Origin of the sequence: Weissella viridescens, from assembly GCF_003862435.1 — a bacterium.
Lineage (GTDB): Bacteria > Bacillota > Bacilli > Lactobacillales > Lactobacillaceae > Weissella > Weissella viridescens_A.
In genome coordinates this window covers 65,272-90,602 of record NZ_RHGY01000008.1, presented here as the reverse complement: position 1 = coordinate 90,602, position 25,331 = coordinate 65,272, and the positions used below count along the sequence as shown (strand labels likewise).

The following is a 25,331-nucleotide window of genomic DNA, read 5'->3' as shown; positions in this document are numbered from 1 at the left end:
TAGGAAATTTGAGAGGAGTTGCCCTTAGTACGAGAGGACCGGGGTGAACGTACCTCTGGTGTATCAGTTGTTCCGCCAGGAGCATCGCTGAGTAGCTATGTACGGATGAGATAAACGCTGAAAGCATCTAAGTGTGAAACTCGCCTCGAGATGAGATTTCCCATTCTTTATGAAGTAAGACCCCTTGTAGATGACAAGGTAGATAGGCTAGAAGTGGAAGTGCGGCGACGCATGGAGCGGACTAGTACTAATGGTTCGAGGACTTAACCAAGTTGAACAAAACGTTGGTGTATGGTTCAATTAATGAAATGAAAATAAGATACATAATATGATTCAGTTTTGAGAGACGTAAGTCTCATCAACACCGTGTTGTGATGATGGCATTGAGGTCACACCTGTTCCCATACCGAACACAGAAGTTAAGCTCAATAGCGCCGAAAGTAGTTGGAGGATCTCTTCCTGCGAGGATAGGACGTCGCAATGCAAACGGAAGTCGCCAGTGCTGGCGGCTTTTTTTTGTGTATAAATTCAAATAAGGCGCGTCTATTCAAGAGGGTGATCTTATCAGAATGGATGGACGGATGGTGGTTGTGTCTGAACAACCACAAGATTACAACGATGAAAATGTACACTATCATGCAGCAATTGTAGATGATATTTGTCAACGATGTTTATCAGAAATAAAACAATATTGGAAACTGCCAAATGGTAAACGATACTGTTGGAACTGTGCAACTTACGGACGAATAGACGAAGATAAATGGCTCAAATGTTATGCTGAAACACATGATTTTGAAATGATATCAGAAGATTACGACACATGGGCGGGAACCCTAACGTTGTTACAAACAAGTGTGGCACAATCATTATTAACTGGCATACAGAAAAATAAGGATCAATTACTTTATGCGGTAACTGGAGCCGGGAAAACTGAGATGCTTTTTCCCGCTATCAAATGGGCTATTAAATGTCGAAAACGAATCGCATATGTTTCACCCAGAGTTGATGTCATTCGGGAAATTGCACCTCGAATTATGGCTCATTTTAAACTTAGCTATACAATGATGCATGGTGAAGTAACAGACACATTTGCGTATACGCAACTAACATTTGCGACGATTCACCAGTTATATAAGTTTTATCATGCCTTTGACTTAATCATAGTTGACGAAGCAGATGCTTACCCATTGAGCGGAAACCAATCATTGTGGTACGTACTGGCACAAGCCCGTAGTGATCAAAGCGTAATGATATATATGACTGCAACTTTGAATCAGGATTTAAAGCGTTTAATGAGGTTAGGCCAAGTACAAGTCCAAAATCTATTACAAAGATTTCATGGATATCAATTACCTAATATCAAGATAAGTAAGGTAATGCGTTGTTGGGATAAGTGTTTTCCCATCGACATCGTTAATCAATTTAAACAGAAAAGCGCACCTTGGCTAATATTTGTACCAATGATTGACGATTTGGATACATTAAAGCAACATTTGAAAAAATTAGATTTAAGTCTCCGTATTGCATGCATTTCATCGCAAACGAATGACCGTGAAACGCTTATTCAGAAACTAAAAAACGGAGAAATCGATGTATTATGTACAACGATTATTTTAGAAAGAGGAGTGACGATTGCTGATGTACAAATTATAATTTTGGGAGCAGATGAAGGGGCATATTCAGATGAGACACTGCTTCAAATTGCAGGGCGAAGTGGTCGTGACATTAATTTTCCAGATGGAAAAATTATTGCTTATTGTCAGGAAGATACAATGCAGCTGAAACGCGTTCGAGGAATCATTGATGACATTAACCGAAAGTACAACATGTAATTTATGCCAACAACCTTTATCGGATCTAGAAATTATACGGGAAATGTTCATTTTTAAAACATGCCTCGTTTGTCGTGCGTGTCAAAAAAAATTTAAAAAAATCACGGGATCAACATGTCAACAATGTGGTGTAGCTTTAGAAGATGATAGGTGTGTTCAATGCCTTGATTGTATGGCCTGGTTGGAAAGAGTAGGTGAACCAATCAAGCATGTCAGTTTGTATCACTATAATGATATTATGCAACAATATTTTAAATACTATAAATTTCAAGGCGGCTATCATCTGGCTGAACTTTTTCGACATGAATTAAGTTGGAAAATTCGGAATCTGGGAGTCGATGTTGTTGTTCCAATTCCCCTTTCTGAAGTTAAATACAATATACGTGGTTTTAATCAAGTTACGGCCTGGTTAGGAAATGATTACCAATCTCTTTTACAACGCGTCCACCAATCAAATAGTCAAAGTGAAAAATCGAGGTCCGAACGTCTTTCGTCAGAAAATCCATTTAGATTAAATCCTAACCAGCTTTGCGTGAAGACCGCCAAGATTTGCGTTGTTGATGATATTTATACAACAGGGACAACAATCCGACATGTATATTCAATACTACGACAAGCGGGATATCAAAACCTGTGTTCGATATCATTAGCGCATGCATAAAATGTAAGCTATACGCGTAAATTTAATCGTGTTAAAATGTATCTACCCAACAAGAGGTGGGTGATTTGTAGATCGTTGTCAATACCTATAGGTATAGATAGGAGAAGCATATGGTAGAGTATCAAATTCGTGGTTTAAATTTTGAGTTAACTGAAGCTATTAGCGATTATGTTAAGAAGCGTTTAGCACGATTAGAGAAGTATCTCAATGCTGATGATCAGTATGATGTTCGCGTAAAATTAAGTAGTCATAAAACGAACCATACCTTTCAAGCTGAAGTAACGGTACAAATTGGTGACTTTGTCATTCGAGCAGAAGATACAGAAGATGACTTGTATGAAGCGATTGATGCAGTTACCGACAAACTTGATCGACAGATTAAAAAGTATAAGACAAAAATAACAAAAAGTACTCGTAAGCAAAGTATCAAGCAGTTGGATGTGCCTGATTTGGCTGAAGATGGTGAAGTAACAGAAGACGTTGATGAATTACCAATTGTTCGCAAAAAGACGGTGGAGCTAAAGCCAATGGATCCAGAAGAGGCTGTCTTACAGATGGAATTGCTGGGACATGATTTCTTCATTTTTATCAATGCAGAAAATGATTTACCTGCCGTTGTCTATAAGCGAAAAGATGGACAGTATGCCCTTCTTGACACAGATAACTAAAGGGTGCGAGTTAGTAAACATTACCACTTGTGGTGATGTTTTTTTATTATTCTGGATATATTCAGAAAGCCCTAAGCTGATTAAGGTATAATAGGGTTATAAATAAAACAAATAGGGGAAATAAGATGAAAAAATCATTTGCAACACCACAACAATACGCATTAAAGGTCGGCGAAATTGCCCAACTTACTGAAGATACTGGTGAGAAGACATCACCTTATTTCGAAAAGCTAGACGAAGCCCTTCGAGCTGATAATTTGGCTGATATGAGTAAGGCTGATTTTCAAGAGATTGCCACAGCATTTGATGATGCGGTAGACACTTATCAGGATGCAGCATCTAATTTGGTGGCTGTTAAAGCGCCAGCTCGGGTGATTGGGATGCATAAAGCGTTGGCGCAGGTATTTCAAGAATATGCTGATGCAACGCAAGCCATGGCAGATGCGCTTGATGTAGATAAGCAAGCGGTTGATCTAGAAGCGTTCCGTAAGTCAGAGGAGCAACAAAACGAGCTCATTGAAAAGTTTGGGACACAATTACGTCGCGTGATGATGTCAGCAATGTAGTAGAGAAGAGCAAAAATATGAATGAATCAATTGATATAAAAGTTTCGCAGGCCCTAGACCTGCCGCTCAAAAAAGTTAAGGCGGTTCAGGCATTATTAGATGATGGCAATACTGTTCCATTTATTGCGCGTTATCGAAAAGAAGCAACGGGAAATTTGGATGAAGTTCAAATTCGAGACATTCAAACGGTTGCCAAAAAGTTTAATGATTTAGCTGATCGTAAGAAAACGGTTGAAAAAGCGATTCGTGAGCAAGGAGCATGGAATGCGACGATTGAAAAAGCATTGAACGCCTCCGAATCAATGCAAAACGTTGAAGATATCTACTTGCCATACAAACAAAAGCGTCGCACCAAAGCAACGATGGCTAAAGAAGCTGGCTTGATGCCAATGGCACAGTTTATTCAAACTTTCCCACAATCTGGGATTGAAGAAAAAGCTAAAACATTTATTAATCCCGAAAATGGCATTAAAACAGTGGACGATGTTTTGGCGGGCGTGCATGAAATTTTTGCAGAAGTGGTCGGTGAAAATGCTGGGCTGCGTGAGTGGGTCAGAAATTATACCCAGAAAAACGGACGTTTAACATCAAAAATTAAACGTGGTGCACAAGATAAAGATCCGCAAAAAGTCTATGAACTTTATTATGATTTTAGTACACCACTTCCACAGGTCCAGAATCACCAAGAATTAGCGATTCACCGTGGAGAAAAAGAAGGGGTCTTATCACAAGGCATTGATGTGGATGTGGATGCGATTACGCGTTATTTGAAATTCCGACTAGTTGGACAAAAAACAGGACCAGCTGCTGATGTTTTGATGGATGCCGCCACTGATGCGTATAAGCGTTTTATTGGACCAGCCATTGAACGTGAAACAAAGAAAAACTTGTTTGAAACTGCATCGGCTGAAGCAATTAATATTTTTGGTGAAAATCTGTATCATTTGTTAATGGCTGCGCCACTTAAAGGTAACGTTGTTTTAGGATTTGATCCAGGTATTCGAACAGGTTCTAAGTTAGCCGTTGTGGACGAGAATGGGAAGTTTTTAGAGAAGGCAGTCATCTACCCACACAAAGCACCAAAGTATGATCCTAAGGCTGCACGTGAGACCATTATTGCATTGGTTAAAAAATATGACGTCGCTATTGTTGCCATTGGAAATGGAACAGCAAGTCGTGAGTCACAGCAATTCATTGCTGATATCATTAAAAATGATTTGCCGAAGTTGAAGTATGTTGTGGTAAACGAGGCCGGAGCTTCAGTTTATTCAGCAAGTGATGCAGCACGAGCTGAATTCCCAGAGTTACAAGTGGAACAACGCTCTGCAATTTCAATTGCACGTCGTTTACAAGATCCGATGGCAGAATTAATTAAAATTGATCCACAAGCTGTTGGAGTTGGCCAATATTAACATGATTTACCTGAAAAGGAAATGAATCAACAAGTCGATGCTGTCTTGGAAACAGCGGTTAATCAGGTCGGTGTGAATTTGAATACCGCTTCACCACAATTGTTAACGCATATCGCTGGATTAAACACGACAATTGCCCAAAATATCGTGAACTATCGTGATGAAAATGGACAATTTGCAAGTCGCGTTGCTCTAAAGAAAGTGCCTAAATTAGGTGCCAAAGCTTTTGAGCAAGCAGCCGGATTTTTGCGAATCCCAGATGGTAAAAATGCATTAGATAATACAGATATCCATCCTGAATCCTATAAATTAGCGCAAACGGTCTTAAAAGAGGCGCAAACTCAGGGTGTTTCACTGGATGCATTACCATTAAGTCAATTGGCAGCGGAATATGAAGTAGGTTTGCCGACACTGCAAGATATTGTGGCCTCACTTGAGCATCCTGGACGTGATTTACGAGATGCAGAACCTGGAGCAATTTTACGTTCTGATGTCTTATCGATGAAAGATTTAAAGGTTGGCATGCAGTTGCAAGGTACGGTTCGTAACGTGGTTGACTTTGGTGCGTTTGTTGATATTGGGGTCCACGAAGATGGTTTAGTGCATATTTCTCGTCTATCAACAAAACGTGTACGTGATCCACATCAAGTTGTTGCAGTTGGTGATATCGTTGATGTGTGGGTCGTTAAGGTTGATGAACAACGACAAAGAATTGAATTATCGATGGTTGCGCCAAAAGCAAAACAAGAATAATAAGATTTTTTTAAATATATCATGCTATAATAATAGAAAAGTAGAGAGACGAAAGGTGGTAGGACCATGACATTATTTGAAGGTTTTGGAAAGATTGTAACAGGAACTGGTGACATCATTAACTGGGCTGGTACAAAATTGCAAGAAGGTGGCGAATACTTAGGTCGCCCAGAAACACCTGAAGAACTTAAGACAAAGGCTAAGGATACCGCTTCAACAGTTAAAGACACGGTTTCTGATACTGCAAGCACTGTATCAAAGAAGGCCTCAGATCTTGGTAAGCAAGTTGCCAATAAAGTAGATAAGAAGCAAGCTGAAGTTACACCAAACAAGGATATCGTTGTGGACTTCCCTGAAGCACCATCTGATGATACAAAGAAGAAGTCAGTCGTTGTTGAAGTTTTGACACCTGAGAAGTAAGTTTTCCTTGGGAAATTAACGGTGATGCCTTGCGTCAACACGCTATTTTTGCTATGATATTTCATGTTGAGTTTCAACATGAAGTTGCGGTCGTGGCGGAATTGGTAGACGCGCAGGATTAAGGATCCTGTGGTAGGTAATACCGTGCGGGTTCGATTCCCGCCGACCGCATCATAAAAAAAGCTGTTCCAATCTGGAATGGCTTTTTTTTTATAAAAAAGAATGTGTTAATATATAATTAATAGTTTTTTAGGAAGGAGAAATCGGATGATTGAGATGCAACAGTGTGGCTGTGGATGTTGTGAACGACCAGCCAATGATACGACGGATTTGCAGCAGGTAAACACGGTTATGAAAATATTCATAGCAACTGATCAGGAAGATGATAGTGCTTCAGAAAACGATGAGTCCGTTTCTCCTGATAAACCTCCGTGACGTCGCTCTTGAGAAATGTTGCTAGTAAATCATGAAAGCGGGTAAACGATGAAACATACAAATGAAGAAGATATGAAGCAAAACGACATGTCCGGCATGGATATGAAGCACGATGACCATGATATGTCCGGCATGAACATGAAACACGACAATCACGATATGTCCGGCATGGACATGAAGCACGATATGTCGGGTATGGATATGAGCCACGGTGACATGATGATGCCAGGTGGTCATATGATGCACATGGGGAATATGAAACGTAAGCTCTGGGTATCATTGATCTTGACAGTGCCAATCCTTATTTTCTCTCCGATGATGGGGATGAAGATGCCGTTTACGGTGACTGGCGTGCCAGGTCAAAATTGGCTCGTGCTGATTTTGGGAACCATCCTATTTTTCTATGGTGGTTCGCCATTCTTCAGCGGGGCTAAAGGTGAACTTGCTGAAAAGAAGCCAGCCATGATGACATTGATTACTTTGGGAATTAGTGTGGCTTACTTTTACAGTGTTTACGCCACAGTCATGAATGCATTGCATCCAAGTATGCATGTGATGGACTTTTTCTGGGAATTGGCTTCTTTGATTGATATTATGCTAATCGGTCATATCATCGAAATGAATACGGTGATGAAGGCGGGATCAGCTGTTGATAGTTTGGCTAAATTAGTGCCTAAAAAAGCGCACCTTGAGACAAAGTCAGGCGAAACGACAGATGTTAACGTCGAAGACTTGAAGGTCGATGATGTGGTCCTTGTTAAAGAAAATGAGCGAGTGCCAGCTGATGGTCAAATCGTCTCAGGTACACCAATTTTGGACGAATCACTCTTGACCGGTGAATCTGCGGGAGTGCATAAGAAACAAGGTAACAAGGTGGTTGGTGGCTCACAAAACCAAAACCAGTCCTTTACGATGAAAGTTACCCAAGGGGATGACGGCGGATTTTTGGCACAAGTTCAAAAGTTAGTCGCAAATGCCCAAAACAATAAGTCCAATACGGAAAACTTAGCCGATAAGGTTGCTGGTTGGTTGTTTTATGCCGCAACCGGGATTGCCATTGTTGCCGCGATTTATTGGACTTGGACGCGTGGCTTCTCATATGCGCTTCCAATTGTTGTGACCGTTTTGATTACGGCTTGTCCGCACGCTCTTGGTTTGGCGATTCCGTTGGTGGCTTCACGGATGACCGGCTTAGCTGCGAAACATGGCTTGTTGATTCAAAACCGAAACGCGCTTGAATCAATTAATGATGTGAAATACGTCATGATGGATAAGACCGGAACGTTGACGGAAGGTCGCTTTAAGGTCCAGGCCGTGACGGTCATTGACCAAGTCTATACGAAGGATGATGTCTTAAAGTACGCGGCCGCTCTTGAACAAGGGAGCACGCACCCATTGGCCACAGGAATTGTCGAAGCAACGGGTAAGACAGATTTACCTACTGTTCAAAATTTTAAAAATATACCTGGTACAGGTGTTACAGGGTCAATTGGTGGGCAGGCAATGGCAGTGGTCAATCGCAACTACTTGGATGCCCAAGGCATTCAAGTGGATCAGGCCGCTTACCTCGACCAAACCAACGCCGGCTATAGTGTCAGCTTCCTGTTGATTGACCAAAAGGCAGTCGCTATGATTGCTGAAGGGGATGCAGTGAAGGCTGGAACAGCTGACTTCATTAAGACTTTGAAGCAGATGGGATATACACCCGTGATGCTAACGGGTGATAATCAACAAGCAGCCGAAAAGGTCGCCAAGGTGATTGGCATTGATCGGGTGCATGCTGAGTTGAAGCCAAATGATAAAATTCATTACGTGACCAAGTATCAAAAAGAAGCTGGCGTCATGATGGTCGGAGACGGTGTTAATGATTCACCTGCCTTGGCGCAAGCCACAATTGGTGTTGCCATCGGTGCAGGAACGGATGTGGCAATTAGTGCCGCTGATGTAATCCTGGTGAATTCAAACCCAACCGATATTATTGATTTGATCAAGTTGGCAAAGAACACGCGTCGTAAGATGATCGAAAACCTCTGGTGGGGAGCGGGCTATAATATTATTGCTTTGCCTCTAGCAGCGGGTGTGTTGATTCCATGGGGCTTCAAGCTCGATCCCATGATGGGAGCGATTTTGATGTCGCTTTCAACAATTATTGTGGCGATTAATGCCATGACGTTAAGAATTAAATAATGAGACCATTTGAGAACTGAGAACTATCATGATGATAGTTCTCTTTTTTTTAAGCTACGAAAATGCTAAAATAATCTTAGACGCAGAAATTTACCCAATAAATGAGTTGACAGAAATACAAATCTCGTGTAATATAATGATTTGTTACGGAGGATTACCCAAGTCTGGCTGAAGGGAACGGTCTTGAAAACCGTCAGGTCGGGAAACCGGCGCGTGGGTTCGAATCCCACATCCTCCTTTTTACTATTATCGCGGGTTGGAGCAGTCTGGTAGCTCGTCGGGCCCATAACCCGAAGGTCGTAGGTTCAAATCCTACACCCGCAATTTATGGAGAATTACCCAAGTCTGGCTGAAGGGAACGGTCTTGAAAACCGTCAGGTCGAGAAATCGGCGCGTGGGTTCGAATCCCACATTCTCCTTGCTGATAACCATATCCTGCGTCCGTGGGGTATGGTTATTTTTTTACTATTTTAGAAATGAGGTACAACAATGCGACAAATCCATTATCGTTGGTTTGCAGTGTTTGCGTTTGGATTGGCAGTGATGGCCGGATTAACGATGCCTGTCTTTTGGGGCTGGGACGTAGCCGTTGATTTCAATCAACCAAGTCTATTTTTGATATTAATCCTGGTTGCCGGGGTGTTGCTTGTTGTTGCTGATGTACAAATGGGGTGGCAAGCGTGGCGCTTCCAAAAAGAGCGTGGCTTTTCAAGCCTATGGGTGGCTATCCTAGGTCAGAGCGCCTGGTTTATTTTAACGTTGTGGATGTATCTCAACCCGATGCATGTGACGGCTCTGAAAACCGTGACGTTACCAATCACGATGTTTGGGATTGGGTTGCTTATGCTGACGTTGAGTTGGACGCAACGCGTTGAAAATTTGGCACCAGTTTCAAATGCGATGATGCAATCTGCGCGCCGATTATCTTGGTTGAGTGTGATTTTTGCGGTATATGGTTTGCTGTTCTTTGGACTCACCTGGGATTGGCAAATTGGTCTCGCCGTGGCAACTGCTTCGATGTTAGTGATTGATCCACGCTGGCCCCTTATCTTTGCCTCACAAGCACGTCGTGAAGCAATTGATGAGCTAACGGATAGCCATGTCAAAATTTATAATCCAGCTGCTTTGGATCAAATTAAAGACATCAAGCAAGCGGTCGTTGAAAAAACAGGTGTGCTTACCAGCCGGCAACTCACCGTTTACAATGTGGATAGTATTGATGACAATTTTAGTGCGCAAGATGTTTTAGCGATTATGGCAGGACTCGAGCAAGAAGTTGGTGGGCTCTACGCCGAAGCTTTGGTGACCTATAGTCATAATCAAGGCGTCTACCCAGTCCAAGCAGAGAACGTGGAAGTGTTGCCACTAGTCGGTTTACAAGGAACGATTCAGGATGAAACGTATATGTTGGTTTCTGCCACAAATGCCTTGCAAAATAATTATGTCTATCACCGTCAATGGTTGAAAGATACGATTGACCTGGGAAATTCAGTGAGTGTGCTGGTTAAAGGAAGCCATGCGATTGGCGCTGTTGCCTTTGGCGCACCTTTGATTCGTTCGCTGATTGATGTGGATGACTTCTTTGTGGATCAAAAGATCATAACGCATATCGCAAGTTCGGACACACAAGGATCACTTATGCGGGTCCAAGAGGCCATGCGTAGCTTAACGGATAGCCAAGCCTCATTGTCGCCAGATCGCAAGCAAAATAAGCAACGGGAATGGGCGGAAACACAACCGACTGCATTGATTACCAATCAACGCATTCCGGTAGATATGCCCGCTGATGTGGTGATTAGTTTCATTGATGAGGAAGCCAAAACCGACTTTGTGATTAGTAAGTTAGTTGATGTGAAGGTGATTTGGCAGGCAGCGCGTCGCTTGAATAAAATCGACCATAGTACGTTGACGATTTGGCAATTTGTGCTCATCACGTTGATTGTGCTAGCGGCAGGCCTAGAGATTTTATTGAATGTCTCTAATTCAGTCATTTTGATGGTCCCGATTGTGGCTGTCTTAGTCCGAAGTGTGGTGACATTTGGACTCCGTTTACGGATAAAATTAAAATAAGCAAAAGGTCTAATTTCTGTTCAGAAATTGGGCTTTTTTATTGCTGATACCGTGTCACATTCATTGACAGAGACTGTGGAAAAGTCTAAAATAAAGTAGTGCGCAAGCACAGATTAAACTATGATCAGGACTTCCTGTGAAATAGACGGGAGATATAAGATGGAAATCATTTTGATAATTCTTGTGTCGCTTGTCGCAATCGTAATTGGTGGTGTATTCGGATATAAGTACGCTGATAAGCAAATTAATCAGAAGCTTTCGGATGCACGCCAAAATGCAACAGATATTACGCATCAAGCTGAGGTTGAGGCAGAACAAGCAAAGAAATCTGCTTTAGTTGAAGCTCGTGATGAAAGCCAACGTTACCAAGATCGTATTGAAAAGGACCTTCAAGAACGTCGTTCTGAAGTGAAGAGTCAAGAAGATCGATTGGTAAGTCGTGAATCTGTATTGGATCGGAAAGATGCTTCTCTTCAAAAACGAGAAGAAGTTATCGCAGAGAAGGAAAAGAAACTAGACCAGCAACGCCAGAGCGTCAATGATAAGATGCAACGGGCGGATGCGTTACTTGATGCGCGTGAAGATAAATTAGTGGAAGTTGCAGAACTTTCACGTGAGGATGCTCGAAATCAAATCTTAGCTGAAACTAAGGATGATTTGGCTTCTGAACGCGCTCGGATGATTAAGGAAAGTGATACACAGGCATCTGCTGAAGCTGAAAAGCACGCCAAGAACTTGGTTGTTGATGCAATTCAACGTTCAGCTGCCGATATGGTTGCTGAATCAACAGTGTCTGTTGTTAACTTACCTAATGATGATATGAAGGGTCGGATTATTGGACGTGAAGGTCGCAATATCCGTGCACTTGAAACAACAACTGGAATCGATGTGATTATTGATGATACACCGGAAGCAGTTGTATTGAGTGGATATGATCCAATTCGTCGTGAAATCGCCAAGAATGCTTTGGAAAAGTTAATTGCTGACGGACGTATTCATCCAGCTCGCATTGAAGAGATGGTTGAAAAGTCACGTAAGGAAATGGATGAACATATTCGTGAAGTCGGGGAACAAGCAGTCTTTGACCTTGGTATTCACAACATGCATCCAGACTTAGTCAAAACAGTTGGTCGCTTAAATTATCGTACGAGTTACGGTCAAAATGTTCTTGTCCATTCAATCGAAGTTGCAAAACTAACTGGTCTGTTGGCGGCTGAGTTAGGTGAAGATATTACGCTTGCCAAGCGCGCAGGGTTACTACACGATATTGGTAAGGCCGTTGATCATGACGTTGATGGTTCACACGTGGAATTGGGTGTTGAAATTGCAACCAAGTACCACGAACGTCCAGAGGTGATAAATGCCATTGCATCTCACCACGGGGATGTTGAACCTGAAAGCGTGATTGCTGAACTTGTCGCAGCTGCAGATTCAATCTCAGCTGCACGTCCCGGAGCACGTTCTGAGTCTCTTGAAAATTATGTACAACGTTTGAAGCAATTAGAAACAATTGCGAATAGCTTTAGTGGTGTTGAGAAGTCATTTGCCATTCAAGCTGGACGTGAAGTGCGTGTTATCGTTGAACCAGCAGTTATTTCCGATTTGGAAGCAACTGTCTTGTCACACGACATTGCACAAGAAATTGAAAAAGATTTGGATTATCCAGGGCATATTAAAGTTACAGTTATCCGTGAATCACGGGCTGTCGAATACGCTAAATAAACTTTTAAAAACAGACATTCAACTTGAATGTCTGTTTTTTTGTCCCCTTTCATGAATTAATTTCGTTTATGAGCATGTACGCGTACAACATGACATTTAACGGAGGAAAGAGTTATGAAGTTGAAGCAATTAGCCCCGGTGATGCGAGTGCAATATATTGGGTCGCCCACGACGGTACACGATGAAGAAGTGAGTGATCCGATTACACGTAACATTTACGCTTTACCAAACACGTCGTTTGCAGACTTGATTGCCTTAGGACGAATTTTTGAGAAGCTTGGCCGTGAGAATTTTGTCCATCGCATTGTGATGACGAAGCAAACCTTGGTGAAATAGGAGGGAACCCATGAAGCAATTAAATATTCATTTTATTCTTGATACAGAACATGGTGATAAGAAATTCACGTGGAAGCTAAATCATGCTGATGACCAGTTAACACCGGAAACGTTGAAAGAAGCTTTAAAGGCGTTAGTGAACTGCAAGTGGCTGACTGATGCCAAAGGGCACGTCCTTTGGCCGAAAGTAAAACGAGTTGAAGCAGCCTATGCTTCAACGCAATTGAGTGAGCGGGTTTTAATTGAGCTCTAACATTCTTTGGTTTTTTCACTAAAAATAAGCTATAATAGAACTATTCAAAATGTTGTAGAGTTAATTATAAAAAAATATTTGAGACATCTGCATGTTTGAAAGAAAAGGCTCCCATTCGCGCTGGGGGTCTTTTTTTGTGGATATAAATAAACAGAGATTGACTTATGCCGAGCACAATTGGTGTAAAGGTATCAATCAGTCCGTCATTTTATGATGCGACGAACTGCCCCATTTGTGCGCAGGAACATGCTGAAGAACATCACCTGAATGCAATTTGGATTACGCCAATATGTGCTAGAAGCATAAGCGAATCTGATTAAATAAAATGGGGTTGAAGCAATGACAGAATTACATGAATTTAATCGTATAGTTGGGGGCGTGTTAAAGGCAAGTGGCTTAACGCGTGCGGATAACCAATACGATGATTATTTTCAAGAACTGTTACTGATTATTTGGGAACAATTGCAAAAACAACAGGATCTGGCACCGAAAGCGAATAAACAATTGTTTCGTTTATTATTATGGCGGTTACGGGACCTCCAACGAAAGGAATGGCAGCATCAGGCCCACTATGAACCATCAGCTGTCATAGACGAGGCCACGTATTCAGATTGTTATATGGAGGTTTGGCGCACGTTAAAAGCCAAGATGCCATACCAGCTCCAAGCCATTTATCAAAACGTGTTAGATTTTCCAGATCTAACGCTGCGCGAGCGAAGTCAGTTATTAAGTATGCACCGCAAGACTTTACGGCGCCGACTAAACGAAATCGCTCAGCACATTAAATAAGAAAAGCGGATTAGGTACAATGCCTAATCCGCTTTCGTTTATGATTATCGATTATCACCGTTTGTGATAGTGTTACGAACGATGACTGAGTCAACCTTCGTTAGGTCATGTAATTCACGACCACCGGCATATGAAATGGCTGATTGTAAATCTTCTTGCATTTCACGTAAGGTGTCATAGATGCTACCGCGCAATGGGACGAAAAGCTTCTTACCTTCGACGTTGCGGTACTCACCCTTTTGGAATTGTGAAGCTGAACCAAAGTAAGTCTTGTACTTGGCGCCGTCCATTTCAAGTACTTCACCCGGACCCTCTTCGTGACCGGCAAACATTGAACCGATCATGACCATGCTAGCCCCAAAGGCAATTGACTTGGCAATGTCACCATTGTAACGGATGCCACCGTCAGCGACGATTGGCTTCTTGGCGACAGCAGCACATTGTTGGATGGCGGCTAATTGCCAACCACCAGTACCAAAACCAGTCTTCAACTTCGTAATGCAAGCCATTCCAGGACCGACCCCAACCTTGGTTGCGTCAGCACCAGCGTCTTCTAACGCTGTAACAGCATCAGGCGTAGCGACGTTACCGGCAATCACGAATGACTCTGGCAACTTGTTTTTGAGGTACTTAATCATGTCAATAACCGTATCGCTGTAACCATGCGCGATATCGATGGTCACGTATTCGGGAACGTTGTTATCAGCAGCGAGTTGATCAATGAAAGCATGCTCTTCGTCTTTAACCCCAACTGAGATTGAGGCAAAAGTACCAGCCGCATGGGCATCTGCAATAAATTGGGCACGAGATTCTGGTTCGAAACGGTGCATCACATAGAAGTAACTGGCTTGACCAAGTTCAATGGCCAACTTCTCATTAATCACAGTCTGCATGTTAGCAGGCACAACGGGTAACTTGAAAGTACGATCACCAAATTGAATCGTCGTGTCAGCCTCGTTACGGCTCTTAATCACACACTTTTTTGGAATAAGTTGAATATCTTCGTAATCGAATACGTTTGACTCTGGCATAATGTCCACACCTCGTTTAATGTTCGTGTTTTGTATTTTAGAAGGTGATTTAAACCACCAAGAATTGATTATAAACGAACTATATTTAAAAAACAAATGTTTTTTTKGAATTAAAACGAATTTTTGTTTAAAACGTTTTACAATTTAATATCTACATTGGTTCTGTTATAATAGAAAGATAGCTAATATTTACGGGGTCGTTTTGGAATCGACTAGTATTGTTCGAGCTAGTATGGCGCTTAGGGGTTGTGTCCCTATAAACCACTCAGTTGAATTAACTGCAAACAATTCAAATAACTACGCCGTCGCTGCCTAAAAAACAGCACGCGTGATCGTTGCACATTGTGATTGCCGATATGTTAACGGTTTAATAATTTAGTAATCTGCGCTGTATGTTCTACGATTGGGGATGTACAGAAGAGGATAATCAATCTAGCAAGTTGATCGCTTTGTGATGCGGCGTGCAACTTGTGAAATTTAAAATGCATGACTATGAGCGTAGAGGTATTAGTAGCGAGATAGTAGGACAGGGGTTCGAATCCCCTCGACTCCATTGTTAAAGCCGACTTTGAAAAAGGTCGGCTTTTTATTTAAAAAAAGAAAGGGGTGGTGAGCAAAATGCAATTAACACAATTAGTGGATTTAGTGGTCGCAAACACGGATGGTTATGAATGCTTCCCATTTAATAAACCTACCCGGCATGAAAAAATTGTCTGGCATGTAATTAAGCATCACAGCAACGATAAAATCATTGCCATGGTTTTTGAGAAGGATGCTGAGCTGTTAATCGATCTTAAGCTAACCATCGAACATGGGCAACAAATGCGTTTGATTCGAGGCGTCGAACCGGGCTTTCATATGAATAAAGCGCATTGGAATACCGTCCACGTGAATGCGACGGATTTAAGCGAAGGTGAGTTAGTTAATATGATTAAAGAAAGTGCCACCTTGACGGAGTAAAGTGCCTCAGCACCGGAACTTATAGTTTTCATCTGCCGGTCACCTATGGTATTATTTTTTATAATAATAAAAATTGATTTCAATTGAATTGATATCATAAAGAAAAAGGGGTAGGGAAACATGAGTGAAGCAACCAATGAAGTAACAACTGAGGCAGCAACTGGCACAATGCCATCACAACAAGAAATTATTGAACGTGCCGAGGCGACCACAAATGGTCTCGAAAAGACATTAAAGAAGTACCACCGGTACTCTTCAATCAGTAACTTAACACGTATTATCTTGTCATCTTCAATTCCTGTGTTGGTCTCAATGTCATCACACAATATCAAGTTACTTATCTTTGTCTCACTTGCTGGAGCTTTACTAAGTATTATTCAAGGGGTAGACTCATTCTACGACTTGTCAAATAAGATGAGCGATATTAAGCAAACAATCTTATTCATCAATAAGGAGTCATTGTTGCTTTCTTCAAATAATGATCCCTATGATTCAGACCATGAAGAAGAAAACGTGCGCAAGTTTATTGCTAACTTGGCGGGTGCTTTGGACGACGAAATGTCAAACATTGACAACTAATCGTGGGGATACCAAGATGATTGTTCAAGGCTCGGGCTTTGAATAATCATTTTTTATTAGTGGCGGACGCACGTGACCAAACGGGGCAGATGAATTGTTTTAGCTTCACTTAACGTGTGCGAAATAAAATAGTATTTAGGACGGGCACGTGTGTGGCAACAAACAAATTCATTAAGCGAAGGGTGAGGTAAAGGCAATGACAATTAAGACGACACAAACACAAATTGAAAAAGCGGGTTTGGTCATGGAATTAATCCGTGAACAGTACGGGCAATATCTCAATGAAGTCACATTGGCCGCTGATACCTTTACCAGCAAAGCAGACCGACAAGCGATTACGTATTTATTAAATCAAAATGATCAAGGTTTAGTGATTGAGATTGATAAACATAATAAAGTTACTTGGCGTCCAACAAGCCAATAAAGTAAAGTGAATGGATCTGATGATCCATTCTTTTTTTATGGTGAACAAGTCAAGCGCGCGTGAAGCGATTGCATTTGTTATAATAGAAAATTAATAGGAAACGAATGAAAGGATACGTGAAAAATTATGGAAGTTGAACCTGCCATTGGTGAAGCCAAAGCAATGTTTGAGCAGTTAGGCTGGAATTATATTGTTAAGACCAGTGATGATGTCAAAATTAGTGGAAATGTAAAAAAGAATCTACCTGGGGATGCCGATGCAGCTGCGTTTGCGGCGGATTATGATAAATTCACGGCCCCAGAAGGTTGGCAACTCACTAGTGCTGCTGAAGCGTTTCCGTTGGTAATCTTTGAAAACGAGCATGTTCCGTTTTTCCAAGATATTTTTCAAAAGTTATTCAATAAAGAGGCGTAATGGGTACTAGGTAACCAATACACCAGTTAAATGAGATGGGAGCCCAAACATGAGTGAAAAGAATTTAAAACGCATTACGAAAGGTTATGAATATGTCATCATGGTTTTCATGATGATTTTTGGCTTAGTGATTGCAGCCTATTTTGCCTTAAGTATTTATGAATTGGTATTACCATTGTTTCAACATTTAACCCATGAAGACTTTACGGATATTTCCAAAAATATTTTGTCGGCCTTTTTGTTCTTAGAGTTCTTGGTCATTATTAAAGATTACTTCTCTAGTAACGCAAATATTCATTTTGAGGACTATCTGTATGTCGCTGTCACGGCGATCATCCGTTCCATCTTGGTTTACCATGATAATGCCTTGAAAACGCTCTTGTTGTGTGGTGCCATTTTGGTCCTTGTGATTGCCATTATTTTGTATAAACGCTATCAAACCCAATCTAACAAGACACCAGAAAGCGAGTGAAGCCGATGAGCACGAAATGGCGTAAGACCTGGCATAAATTATGGCGGATTGTTTTTCCTGCGATTGTTTGGACAGTCGTCATCTATCTAATGGTGCAAATATTTAATGTTGTGATTGCTTTTTCAGCCAACGATGATATGCTCGCCTTTGCAAAACAAGATCCGACTGATTTTATTTGGTGGTTTTTAATCACCTATATCGTATTTATTGTCACGAGTGTTGGGTTGCTGTATGGTACACATCGTTTGTTGCACATGCGTGGGAATTATGAACTCCCATTAGGTATCTTAAGTCTAATTACGGTTTTCACGACATTAACAACTTTAATGATTCAATTCACTGGATCGAATATTCCAAAGCCGTTTTTAGTATTGACTATTGTTAATATCTTATTGTCAGTGGCGCTGACAATCACTTCGAAGCTACTTAAATGGCAGCGAATGCGCGATATACCAATCAAAAAACAAAAATAAAAACGCTAACACCCGGTAAAGTGGGGTTAGCGTTTTTTATTAGTTATTTTTCCAACGATCTAAACCATGCATGAACTTTTTCGTATACATCCGCTTAAGGAAGAATTTTTGAAATTTATTCATATCTGATTCCAAGAAACGCTGATAATTTTTAGCATACATTTCGTCAAATGAGTCATCCTCGGTAAAGTGGCCATCTTGGTAGCAATAGGCACAATATTTAGATGAGGGTGAACCATCAGCATTGGTTCCAGCTAGTGTGTGCTTGTCAATTGGCATACCACAACTTTGGCATAAATTTGTTTGATGCATAAGGGGCTCCTTTTTAATGTTGTCGTTCCAGTATAACGCGTTTAAGTGAATCTGTGTTTATAGAGGCTTGTGAAATAAAGAATTTAGAAATTTCCTATGTTTTTTTATGCAAAATGAATGTAATTTTAAGGGAAAAGAAGTCATGAAAGGCCTGAATTTAAAACCTTTCCTCGATTGGATAATCTTGCATTTGCATAGTTATCCTTGTGAATATTTAAACTAATGTAACTGTATTTTAAATATTCAAAAAACTTTATCATTCGTTTAAGTTTCCGCGCCTACACTTCTCGTTACATTGTTGCGGTATTTAAATACGACAGTGACAGAGAACACATTAAAAAAGAGGTAGTTTAACATGGATAATAAGCGCATTGCAGTATACGGAGCAGGATCATTGGGAACCATTATCGGTGCTTTCTTGGCAAAGGGTGGATTAGACGTTACCTTAATTGACGTTTGGCAAGAAAACGTTGATACCTTAAACAGCAAGGGGGCCCATGTTATTGGAACAACTGATATCACTGTTCCTGTAAAGGCTTCAACGCCAGACGATATTGAAGGTAAGTTTGATATTATCTTCTTACTTACTAAGCAAGTCTTCAACGAATCAGTTGTGGCTAAGATTAAGACCATCTTGAATGAAGATGGTACATTGGTTTCATTGCAAAATGGTGTTCCAGAAAAGTACATTTTGACACAACTTCCTGCCAAGAATGTGGTAGCTGGATCAGTTGAATTCGGTGCAACAGCACAAGGTGCTGGAACGTCAGAATTGACAACGGTCTATGACCGCTTTAAGGAGTTCGCCTTTAAGATTGGTGAATTGGATGGCTCAAAGACACCACGTATTGAAGAACTTAAGTCAGTTATGGATAATGTTGGTGGAACAGTTATCTCAGATAACTTGCTTGGTACAAAGTGGTCAAAGCTTTTGATTAATTCATCATTTAGTGGTCTTTCAGCCGCAACAAACTCAACCTTTGGTGATGTCGCTGATAACCAAGTCGGAGTACTTGCTGCTTTGAACATCATTAATGAAGGTTTGGAAGCTGGTAAGGCTGATAATGTTACATTTGATAAGATGGGAAGCGTCGACTTGAATGACTTTAAGAAGCCGGCTGATGGCTTTACTGACGAGCAAATCGCCTTGGTACGTCACATGATGGCTGCAAGTAAGGATCTTAAGGCCAGCATGTTACAAGACCTTGAAAAGGGTCGCAAGACTGAAGTTCATGACATCAACGGTGTCATCGTTAAGGCGGGTGATGAACACAATATTGAAACACCATTCAATGACTTCGTTGTGTCAACAGTTGCTAAGGCTGAAGAAACGGGTAAGTTACCAGTCTTTGATGAAAGCATCGCCGCTTTGAAAGAAATGTTGAACTAGGAGATATAACGATTATGGAAAAAGCAGATTTACTAAAAAAGATTACAACACCAATTGATTCACCAGCCTTTCCAGCTGCAAAGGTTAAGTTTCATAATCGTGACTTCATGAACATTACTTATCGGACTGATCACGATGCTTTGATGAAGGTTTTACCTGAACCATTAGAACCCATTGATGATTTAGTTAAGTTTGAATTTATCAATATGCCTGATTCAGACGGTCTTGGTGACTATGCTGAAATTGGACAAGTCATTCCTGTTACCTTTAATGGTAAGGAAGGTGAATTCTATCTTTCAATGTATGTTAATAATGCCGAAGCGATTGCTTCAGGTCGTGAAATTGCAGCCTTTCCTAAGAAGCTAGCTGATACCTCAATCTATTTGGATAACGATGTGCTTGTTGGTAAGTTAGAGTATAGTGGCTTGCCAGTTGCAACTGCGACAATGGGTTACAACTACTATCCAATGGATTTGGAAGAAGCTAAGGCTGAGATTACTAAACCAAGTTATCGGCTTAACATCATGCGTAATTACGATGCAACCCCACGCATCTTGGAAATGACCGAATCAACCATTACTGATGTTGAGGTGAAAGGAGCATGGAACTCACCTGCGAAGTTGCAACTCTTTGAACATGTGATGGCGCCTGTGGCTGATTTACCTGTTCGTGAGATTGTGAAATCACAACATATTATTGCTGATTTGACGTTGCCACGTCCTCACATGGTTTACGATTATTTAGCTGACTAGTTTGTGAGTAGTTTGCCAAATCCGCATAATTCCGGTACACTAGTTAGTGCACTGGAAAAAATTGATCAAGAATTTGATCGCAAAAAAAGCTCAGTGCGTCGCAAAATTAGTTTGTGAACACTGAGCTTTTTAATACATAAAGCAATGAAGAAAGAAGGTAGTTTTGAAAGGTCACTTAATCTTTTTAACAATGATTACGTCGATGGTAACCATCAACACATTTTTAATGTATGGCATTAATGCGGAAGACGTGACGTTTATCTTGGGGATGCTGCTATTCGTCATCCCTGGCGCGTTTATGCTAAAGGAATTTTTCACGATTCCGTTAGTCCGAAACATTGAACGGCGGTATCTCGGGCGTGTTAAGGCTAACTTCCGTGAATTCCTCATTATTCCGGCCCTGATTATTTTGATTAATTCCGGAGTCATTACGTTAGTCACGACGATTTTGAAGAATATTGGTGAATTCCCAATTTTAACGAATTTTCTACAGGGGTGGGGAATTAAGTTATCAATTGTCTTCCCGTTGTTTTTCCTCGTGGTCCGTCCGATGTGGAATTATATTTTCACATTTTTCGAATCAAAAAAAATCGAACAAAATTAAAAGGCTTCCACCATGTGTGGAAGCCTTTTTTACTGCTCTAGCTGGACTCGAACCAGCGACCCTCGCATTAACAGTGCGGCGTTCTACCAACTGAACTACAGAGCAAATATTTATCTATGAGAGTATTATAACTTAAGATGAGAGGATAATGCAACAACAATTAAATAAAGTTAATATAGCTCAAAAGCATCGCAATATATGCAAAAATTATGTATGATAGTAGGGTGTGGTGCGAATTATGAGAACGAGGATAGGTTGGTTCAGAACCGCCTCTAACCGTACTTTTCAAAAGATTTATTAAAAATAAAAGTAAGTTGATAATATATATAGTGTGCTATCTGAAGTGAAGGGAAAGAGAACAATGACGTTAATTTCGATTATTGTGCCAATTTATAATGTTGAGGCATACATAGAAAAAATTATTATATCTATTTTAAAACAAACATATACAGAATTTGAATTACTGTTAATTGACGATGGCTCAACGGACCAGTCGGGCGAAATTGCTAGAGCATTTGTCAATCAAGATGAACGTGTCCATTACTACCGTAAGGAAAACGGTGGACTATCTGATGCGCGAAATTATGGTATGCAGTACGCAACTGGCGAATGGATTAACTTCATTGATGGCGATGACGAAGTAACATCAACTTATTTGGCACATTTAGTTGAAGCCAAGGAACGTGGGACACAAATTGCTGTTGCACGATTCTTTAACATTCAAGAAGATGAACATGTGGATGAGGTCACACCACCACAATATAGTGGTGAGATCTCAGTACAAGATACGGACGCCGCTTTGAAAACGGTACTTTCACAAAAAAAGTATGAAGTAAGTGCGTGGGCAAAACTATATGATCGTGAGTTGTTCAAGGATATTCAGTATCCAGTCGGTAAATTATATGAAGATTTCTATACAACCGTTCAACTCATTGACCATTCCAAACAGGTGGCCTTTATTGATGTTGCAGACTACGCTTATCGTCTGCGTCAATCAAGTATTAGCGCGGGTACATTTAGCGCTAAAAAAATGGATGGCGTTGAATTGAGTGAAGCGATGATAAACTATGTTAAAGCGCATCGACCTAAGGAACTTAGTTTTGCTTATGCCAGAGCTTTTAGTACGTTAGCCAGTTTGTTGTTGCAAATGCCAGCTGAAAATACGACGTTCGCACAACAAGAACAAAAGATTTGGTCATTGATGGAATCATATCGGTACCATTTTTTGTTTAATTTCCAATTACGATTTAAAACGCTTTTTGCTGCGTGGACCACTTTCTTAGGCAAGCGTGCCTTTAAAAAACTTGGACAACACAACGTAAATCGAAAGTAGCTTTTAGGGGGGCACCATGGCAATTTATTTCATGTTATTTCCGATTATCGGAATTATTTATTTGTTAACAAATAACCAAATTTTTAGTAGTCGACGGATGTTCGTCTTTTTGAGTTTCGCCTTTTTGGGTACTTTCGCAGCGAGTCGAGCAAGTACAGTTGGAACCGACACCATGACGTATGAGACGATTTTTGCCAACACAGGCGATGTGTTTAGTAAAAAATCACCGGCTTTTAGTGTTTTTTCAACAATTGTGAAGCTTATTAGTACTGATCCGCATGCAATCACAGCTGCTAATGCGCTATTAATTGCGTTTTTGTTTGGCTTGTTTATCTATCGTTTACCGGCCAACCCGCTCTACACAACTTTCTTCTTTATTTCATTGAACTTTTATCTACCTAGTTTTAACATTGCCCGGCAGTACATTGCCCTAGGATTGGTTTTGAACGGGTTCCTATATCTAATGGATAAGAAATACGTTCGTTACCTCATGCTGACCTTTATCGGAGTGGGATTCCACGCAACAGCGCTCTTAGGCTTGATTTATCTGGGCGTTTCCTGGATTAAGTGGAATAAGTTTTGGATTGCACTATTAACGATTTCTGCGGTTATCTGTTCACTTTCATATGACGAATTCTCGAATACGATTGTTGATTTAATACCGGGATTTGATATTTATTCGGATGCGACAAATGTTAGTAGTCTGAATCAATCCTCGCAAGGGAGTGGGTTGATTATCTTCTTTAACATTTTCCTACTAGTCGTCTTAATTGCATATATTTACTTCAAATTTGCAACTAAATCACCCTTCACCCGGTTGCAACGAAACGTGGCAACACTGTATTTTATTGGAAGTGGTGTGAGTGTGTTACTTGGTAATGTGATTTTGCTCCAACGTGGTTTGATGTACTTTACCATTTTTGGGATTTATATTTTTGCTGATTTACCAGTTGTCACGGAAAATCTCTTTACCAATCGTAAAGTTGGACGAATCACTGTCTTTGCACTTCTGTTCGGACTAACACTTATTCAATTCACATATCAGTTAGCACGAAATAATGGTGACATTATTCCATACCTCTTAAATTAGTCAGTCAGGTGAGTCATGAATAAGAATAAAAAATTATTGAATAATACGCTAATTTTTGCGATTGGCAGTATTGGAACAAAACTGATTAACATTTTAATGGTGCCAATTTACACCTATTTAATGACTAAAAGTCAGTATGGATCGGTTGATCTGTTCATTACAACAATCAATATGTTGGCGCCGATTGTTGGATTCAGCATTGCTGATGCAGTCTTTCGGTTCACGTTAGATGATGAATACGATAATAAAACGGTTCTGAGTAATGGGGTTGCCTTAACTCTATTTGGAACAGCGAGTTTCGCCTTAGTCTCAGCCATTTTCTATGTCATCACGAATCGACCTAATTTGCTCTTTATTTCAGTCATGGTTATGGCTAATGTATTTGTGATGTTATTCTTGAATTACTTCCGTGGAACCGGAAGTATCCGTCTATTTATTGTTTTCAGTTTGGTATTTGCAGCATTGAATGCCATTCTAACCGCAGTCGGAATTATGGTTGGCCCAAGCCATGTCACTGGATTTATCATGGGGTACATTTTGAGTGCAGTCATCACGATTTTCCTAATGATTATCTGCTCAAAGTGTTACCGGGACATGCGCATTGATAAGATTAAAAAGCCAATTATGCGTGAGCTATTAATGTACAGTGTGCCATTGATTCCGAATGCCTTTGCCTGGTGGTTTACACAAGATGCTGCTAAATTCTTTATCTTGCTATTTGTGGGTGCTTCTGGAAATGGACTGTATGCAGTGGCCTCAAAAGTACCGGCATTGGTCACCATTTTTTATGGTATTTTCAGTCAAGCTTGGCAGATTTCAGCAGTTGATGAATTTAAGTCTGAAGATGCAAGTGAATTCTATTCGGAAACGTTTGCGAAGTTGTTTAGTTGGTTAATTGTCGTCGTGGCTGTGGCTTTGCTGGTCTTACGTCCAATAATGGGTGTGATCGTGCAAGCCTCTTACTACGATGCCTGGCAAAACATTGGCTTTCTCCTTGTTTCGGCGGTTTTCTCAAATCTATCAGCATTTGTGGGAACGACGTATATTGCGGCAAAACAAACGCGTGATATTATGACGACCACCTTTATTGGTCTAATTGCTAACTTGATTTTTTCAGTGATTTTGATTCCAATTTTTGGAGTTCAAGGAGCTGGACTAGGATCAATGTTAGGGTTTGCTTTGGTTTTGTGGATTCGTTTGGTGAAAACCAAGAAGTTAGTGCCCATTAAAGTAAACTTATTTAAGACATTGAGTTCACTCATCATCGTTTTCGCGATGATTGGTGCGAACTACATTCCAGAGGTACCAGTACGTTATGGTAGTCTAGTGGTCTTGTTACTACTAATTGCATTATTAAATGCTGGGACGATGCGTCTACGAAAAAAAGGATAAT

26 protein-coding genes, 5 tRNA genes, 2 rRNA genes, 1 other RNA gene and 1 pseudogene are annotated in these 25,331 nt (G+C 40.7%); 32 read left to right on the top strand and 3 right to left on the bottom strand.

Translation table 11 applies throughout. The annotated features are described in order from the left end of the window. The 19 genes and pseudogenes from D3P96_RS07315 to D3P96_RS07230 all read left to right on the top strand — a co-directional run. Window positions 1-271: ribosomal RNA gene (locus tag D3P96_RS07315) — 23S ribosomal RNA — on the top strand; the annotation flags it as partial. 96 nt (window positions 272-367) lie between these two features. Next, window positions 368-484, top strand: a 5S ribosomal RNA gene (rrf, locus tag D3P96_RS07310). A gap of 85 nt (window positions 485-569) precedes the next feature. Next, on the top strand, window positions 570-1,832 hold the full coding sequence (locus D3P96_RS07305; protein WP_124943713.1) for a helicase-related protein: 1,263 nt from the start codon (window positions 570-572) through the stop codon (window positions 1,830-1,832). Next, a complete protein-coding gene (locus D3P96_RS07300) occupies window positions 1,804-2,493 on the top strand; it encodes a ComF family protein (RefSeq protein ID WP_124943712.1) in 690 nt (229 codons plus the stop codon). Before D3P96_RS07305 ends, D3P96_RS07300 begins: the two co-directional genes overlap by 29 nt. Window positions 2,494-2,603: 110 nt before the next feature. Then, the gene (gene hpf / locus D3P96_RS07295) at window positions 2,604-3,161 is read left to right on the top strand and encodes a ribosome hibernation-promoting factor, HPF/YfiA family (RefSeq protein WP_124943711.1); all 558 of its coding nucleotides are present in this window, start codon (window positions 2,604-2,606) and stop codon (window positions 3,159-3,161) included. Window positions 3,162-3,286: 125 nt separating this feature from the next. Then, on the top strand, window positions 3,287-3,727 hold the full coding sequence (locus tag D3P96_RS07290) for a hypothetical protein (protein ID WP_124943710.1): 441 nt from the start codon (window positions 3,287-3,289) through the stop codon (window positions 3,725-3,727). A 17-nt stretch (window positions 3,728-3,744) separates the two neighbouring features. After that, window positions 3,745-5,892: pseudogene (locus tag D3P96_RS07285) on the top strand (Tex family protein). A gap of 66 nt (window positions 5,893-5,958) precedes the next feature. Continuing rightward, window positions 5,959-6,312: a YtxH domain-containing protein gene (locus D3P96_RS07280; RefSeq protein WP_124943709.1), complete on the top strand. Its 354-nt coding sequence runs from the start codon at window positions 5,959-5,961 to the stop codon at window positions 6,310-6,312. An 86-nt stretch (window positions 6,313-6,398) separates the two neighbouring features. Further along, window positions 6,399-6,483 (top strand) — tRNA-Leu (locus D3P96_RS07275). Between the two features lie 96 nt (window positions 6,484-6,579). Beyond that, complete coding sequence (locus D3P96_RS08385) at window positions 6,580-6,747, top strand: hypothetical protein (protein ID WP_185696123.1); 168 nt, start codon at window positions 6,580-6,582, stop codon at window positions 6,745-6,747. 48 nt (window positions 6,748-6,795) lie between these two features. Next, window positions 6,796-8,934, top strand: a complete 2,139-nt coding sequence (locus D3P96_RS07270) for a copper-translocating P-type ATPase (RefSeq protein WP_280524492.1) — start codon at window positions 6,796-6,798, stop codon at window positions 8,932-8,934. Between the two features lie 148 nt (window positions 8,935-9,082). Then, a tRNA-Ser gene (locus tag D3P96_RS07265) sits at window positions 9,083-9,172 on the top strand. A gap of 12 nt (window positions 9,173-9,184) precedes the next feature. Next, window positions 9,185-9,258 (top strand) — tRNA-Met (locus tag D3P96_RS07260). A 5-nt stretch (window positions 9,259-9,263) separates the two neighbouring features. Continuing rightward, window positions 9,264-9,353, top strand: a tRNA-Ser gene (locus tag D3P96_RS07255). 70 nt (window positions 9,354-9,423) lie between these two features. Next, a complete protein-coding gene (locus D3P96_RS07250) occupies window positions 9,424-11,004 on the top strand; it encodes a hypothetical protein (protein WP_124943708.1) in 1,581 nt (526 codons plus the stop codon). A 159-nt stretch (window positions 11,005-11,163) separates the two neighbouring features. Next, a complete protein-coding gene (rny, locus tag D3P96_RS07245; RefSeq protein WP_124943707.1) occupies window positions 11,164-12,726 on the top strand; it encodes a ribonuclease Y in 1,563 nt (520 codons plus the stop codon). A 114-nt stretch (window positions 12,727-12,840) separates the two neighbouring features. Continuing rightward, window positions 12,841-13,062 carry a hypothetical protein gene (locus tag D3P96_RS07240; RefSeq protein WP_124943706.1) on the top strand — a complete coding sequence of 74 codons (222 nt, stop codon included), beginning with the start codon at window positions 12,841-12,843 and terminating at the stop codon, window positions 13,060-13,062. 10 nt (window positions 13,063-13,072) lie between these two features. Then, the gene (locus D3P96_RS07235) at window positions 13,073-13,315 is read left to right on the top strand and encodes a hypothetical protein (RefSeq protein WP_124943705.1); all 243 of its coding nucleotides are present in this window, start codon (window positions 13,073-13,075) and stop codon (window positions 13,313-13,315) included. Between the two features lie 339 nt (window positions 13,316-13,654). Further along, window positions 13,655-14,104 carry a hypothetical protein gene (locus tag D3P96_RS07230; protein WP_124943704.1) on the top strand — a complete coding sequence of 150 codons (450 nt, stop codon included), beginning with the start codon at window positions 13,655-13,657 and terminating at the stop codon, window positions 14,102-14,104. Window positions 14,105-14,148: 44 nt separating this feature from the next. Here D3P96_RS07230 and D3P96_RS07225 read toward each other — a convergent pair whose 3' ends face one another. Beyond that, the gene (locus tag D3P96_RS07225; protein WP_124943703.1) at window positions 14,149-15,135 is read right to left on the bottom strand and encodes a GMP reductase; all 987 of its coding nucleotides are present in this window, start codon (window positions 15,133-15,135) and stop codon (window positions 14,149-14,151) included. A gap of 193 nt (window positions 15,136-15,328) precedes the next feature. Here D3P96_RS07225 and ssrA point away from each other — a divergent pair. The 7 genes from ssrA to D3P96_RS07190 all read left to right on the top strand — a co-directional run bounded on the left by ssrA (window position 15,329) and on the right by D3P96_RS07190 (window position 18,457). Further along, window positions 15,329-15,691: a transfer-messenger RNA gene (ssrA, locus tag D3P96_RS07220) on the top strand. 62 nt (window positions 15,692-15,753) lie between these two features. Then, window positions 15,754-16,095 carry an MmcQ/YjbR family DNA-binding protein gene (locus tag D3P96_RS07215; protein WP_124943702.1) on the top strand — a complete coding sequence of 114 codons (342 nt, stop codon included), beginning with the start codon at window positions 15,754-15,756 and terminating at the stop codon, window positions 16,093-16,095. Between the two features lie 120 nt (window positions 16,096-16,215). Continuing rightward, complete coding sequence (locus tag D3P96_RS07210; protein WP_124943701.1) at window positions 16,216-16,674, top strand: DUF4231 domain-containing protein; 459 nt, start codon at window positions 16,216-16,218, stop codon at window positions 16,672-16,674. A gap of 196 nt (window positions 16,675-16,870) precedes the next feature. After that, window positions 16,871-17,098 carry a hypothetical protein gene (locus D3P96_RS07205; RefSeq protein ID WP_124943700.1) on the top strand — a complete coding sequence of 76 codons (228 nt, stop codon included), beginning with the start codon at window positions 16,871-16,873 and terminating at the stop codon, window positions 17,096-17,098. 126 nt (window positions 17,099-17,224) lie between these two features. Beyond that, window positions 17,225-17,512, top strand: coding sequence for a hypothetical protein (locus tag D3P96_RS07200; protein ID WP_124943699.1), 288 nt, complete (start codon window positions 17,225-17,227; stop codon window positions 17,510-17,512). Between the two features lie 49 nt (window positions 17,513-17,561). Continuing rightward, window positions 17,562-17,984, top strand: coding sequence for a phosphate-starvation-inducible PsiE family protein (locus tag D3P96_RS07195; RefSeq protein WP_124943698.1), 423 nt, complete (start codon window positions 17,562-17,564; stop codon window positions 17,982-17,984). Between the two features lie 5 nt (window positions 17,985-17,989). Beyond that, window positions 17,990-18,457: a hypothetical protein gene (locus D3P96_RS07190; RefSeq protein WP_124943697.1), complete on the top strand. Its 468-nt coding sequence runs from the start codon at window positions 17,990-17,992 to the stop codon at window positions 18,455-18,457. Window positions 18,458-18,496: 39 nt separating this feature from the next. Here the strand turns inward: D3P96_RS07190 and D3P96_RS07185 are convergent, their stop codons facing one another. Continuing rightward, window positions 18,497-18,769 carry a zinc ribbon domain-containing protein gene (locus D3P96_RS07185; RefSeq protein WP_124943696.1) on the bottom strand — a complete coding sequence of 91 codons (273 nt, stop codon included), beginning with the start codon at window positions 18,767-18,769 and terminating at the stop codon, window positions 18,497-18,499. Window positions 18,770-19,124: 355 nt separating this feature from the next. Here D3P96_RS07185 and D3P96_RS07180 point away from each other — a divergent pair, with 355 nt between their 5' ends. From D3P96_RS07180 to D3P96_RS07170, 3 genes are all read left to right on the top strand, one after another. After that, window positions 19,125-20,159 (top strand): ketopantoate reductase family protein, encoded by a 1,035-nt coding sequence (locus D3P96_RS07180; protein ID WP_124943695.1) that lies wholly within the window; start codon window positions 19,125-19,127, stop codon window positions 20,157-20,159. 14 nt (window positions 20,160-20,173) lie between these two features. Continuing rightward, the gene (locus D3P96_RS07175) at window positions 20,174-20,911 is read left to right on the top strand and encodes an acetoacetate decarboxylase (protein WP_124943694.1); all 738 of its coding nucleotides are present in this window, start codon (window positions 20,174-20,176) and stop codon (window positions 20,909-20,911) included. Between the two features lie 190 nt (window positions 20,912-21,101). Beyond that, the gene (locus tag D3P96_RS07170; protein WP_148091220.1) at window positions 21,102-21,515 is read left to right on the top strand and encodes a hypothetical protein; all 414 of its coding nucleotides are present in this window, start codon (window positions 21,102-21,104) and stop codon (window positions 21,513-21,515) included. A 32-nt stretch (window positions 21,516-21,547) separates the two neighbouring features. Here D3P96_RS07170 and D3P96_RS07165 read toward each other — a convergent pair. Further along, window positions 21,548-21,620: transfer RNA gene (locus D3P96_RS07165), tRNA-Asn, on the bottom strand. 256 nt (window positions 21,621-21,876) lie between these two features. On the opposite strand from D3P96_RS07165, the gene D3P96_RS07160 reads away from it, so the two are divergent. Genes D3P96_RS07160 through D3P96_RS07150 form a run of 3 tightly spaced genes read left to right on the top strand, consistent with a single transcriptional unit; the run spans window position 21,877 to window position 25,330 of the window. Then, window positions 21,877-22,848, top strand: a complete 972-nt coding sequence (locus tag D3P96_RS07160) for a glycosyltransferase family 2 protein (RefSeq protein WP_124943692.1) — start codon at window positions 21,877-21,879, stop codon at window positions 22,846-22,848. A 16-nt stretch (window positions 22,849-22,864) separates the two neighbouring features. After that, on the top strand, window positions 22,865-23,938 hold the full coding sequence (locus D3P96_RS07155) for an EpsG family protein (protein ID WP_124943691.1): 1,074 nt from the start codon (window positions 22,865-22,867) through the stop codon (window positions 23,936-23,938). A 15-nt stretch (window positions 23,939-23,953) separates the two neighbouring features. Then, a complete protein-coding gene (locus D3P96_RS07150; protein ID WP_124943690.1) occupies window positions 23,954-25,330 on the top strand; it encodes a lipopolysaccharide biosynthesis protein in 1,377 nt (458 codons plus the stop codon). Window position 25,331 lies beyond the last annotated feature (1 nt).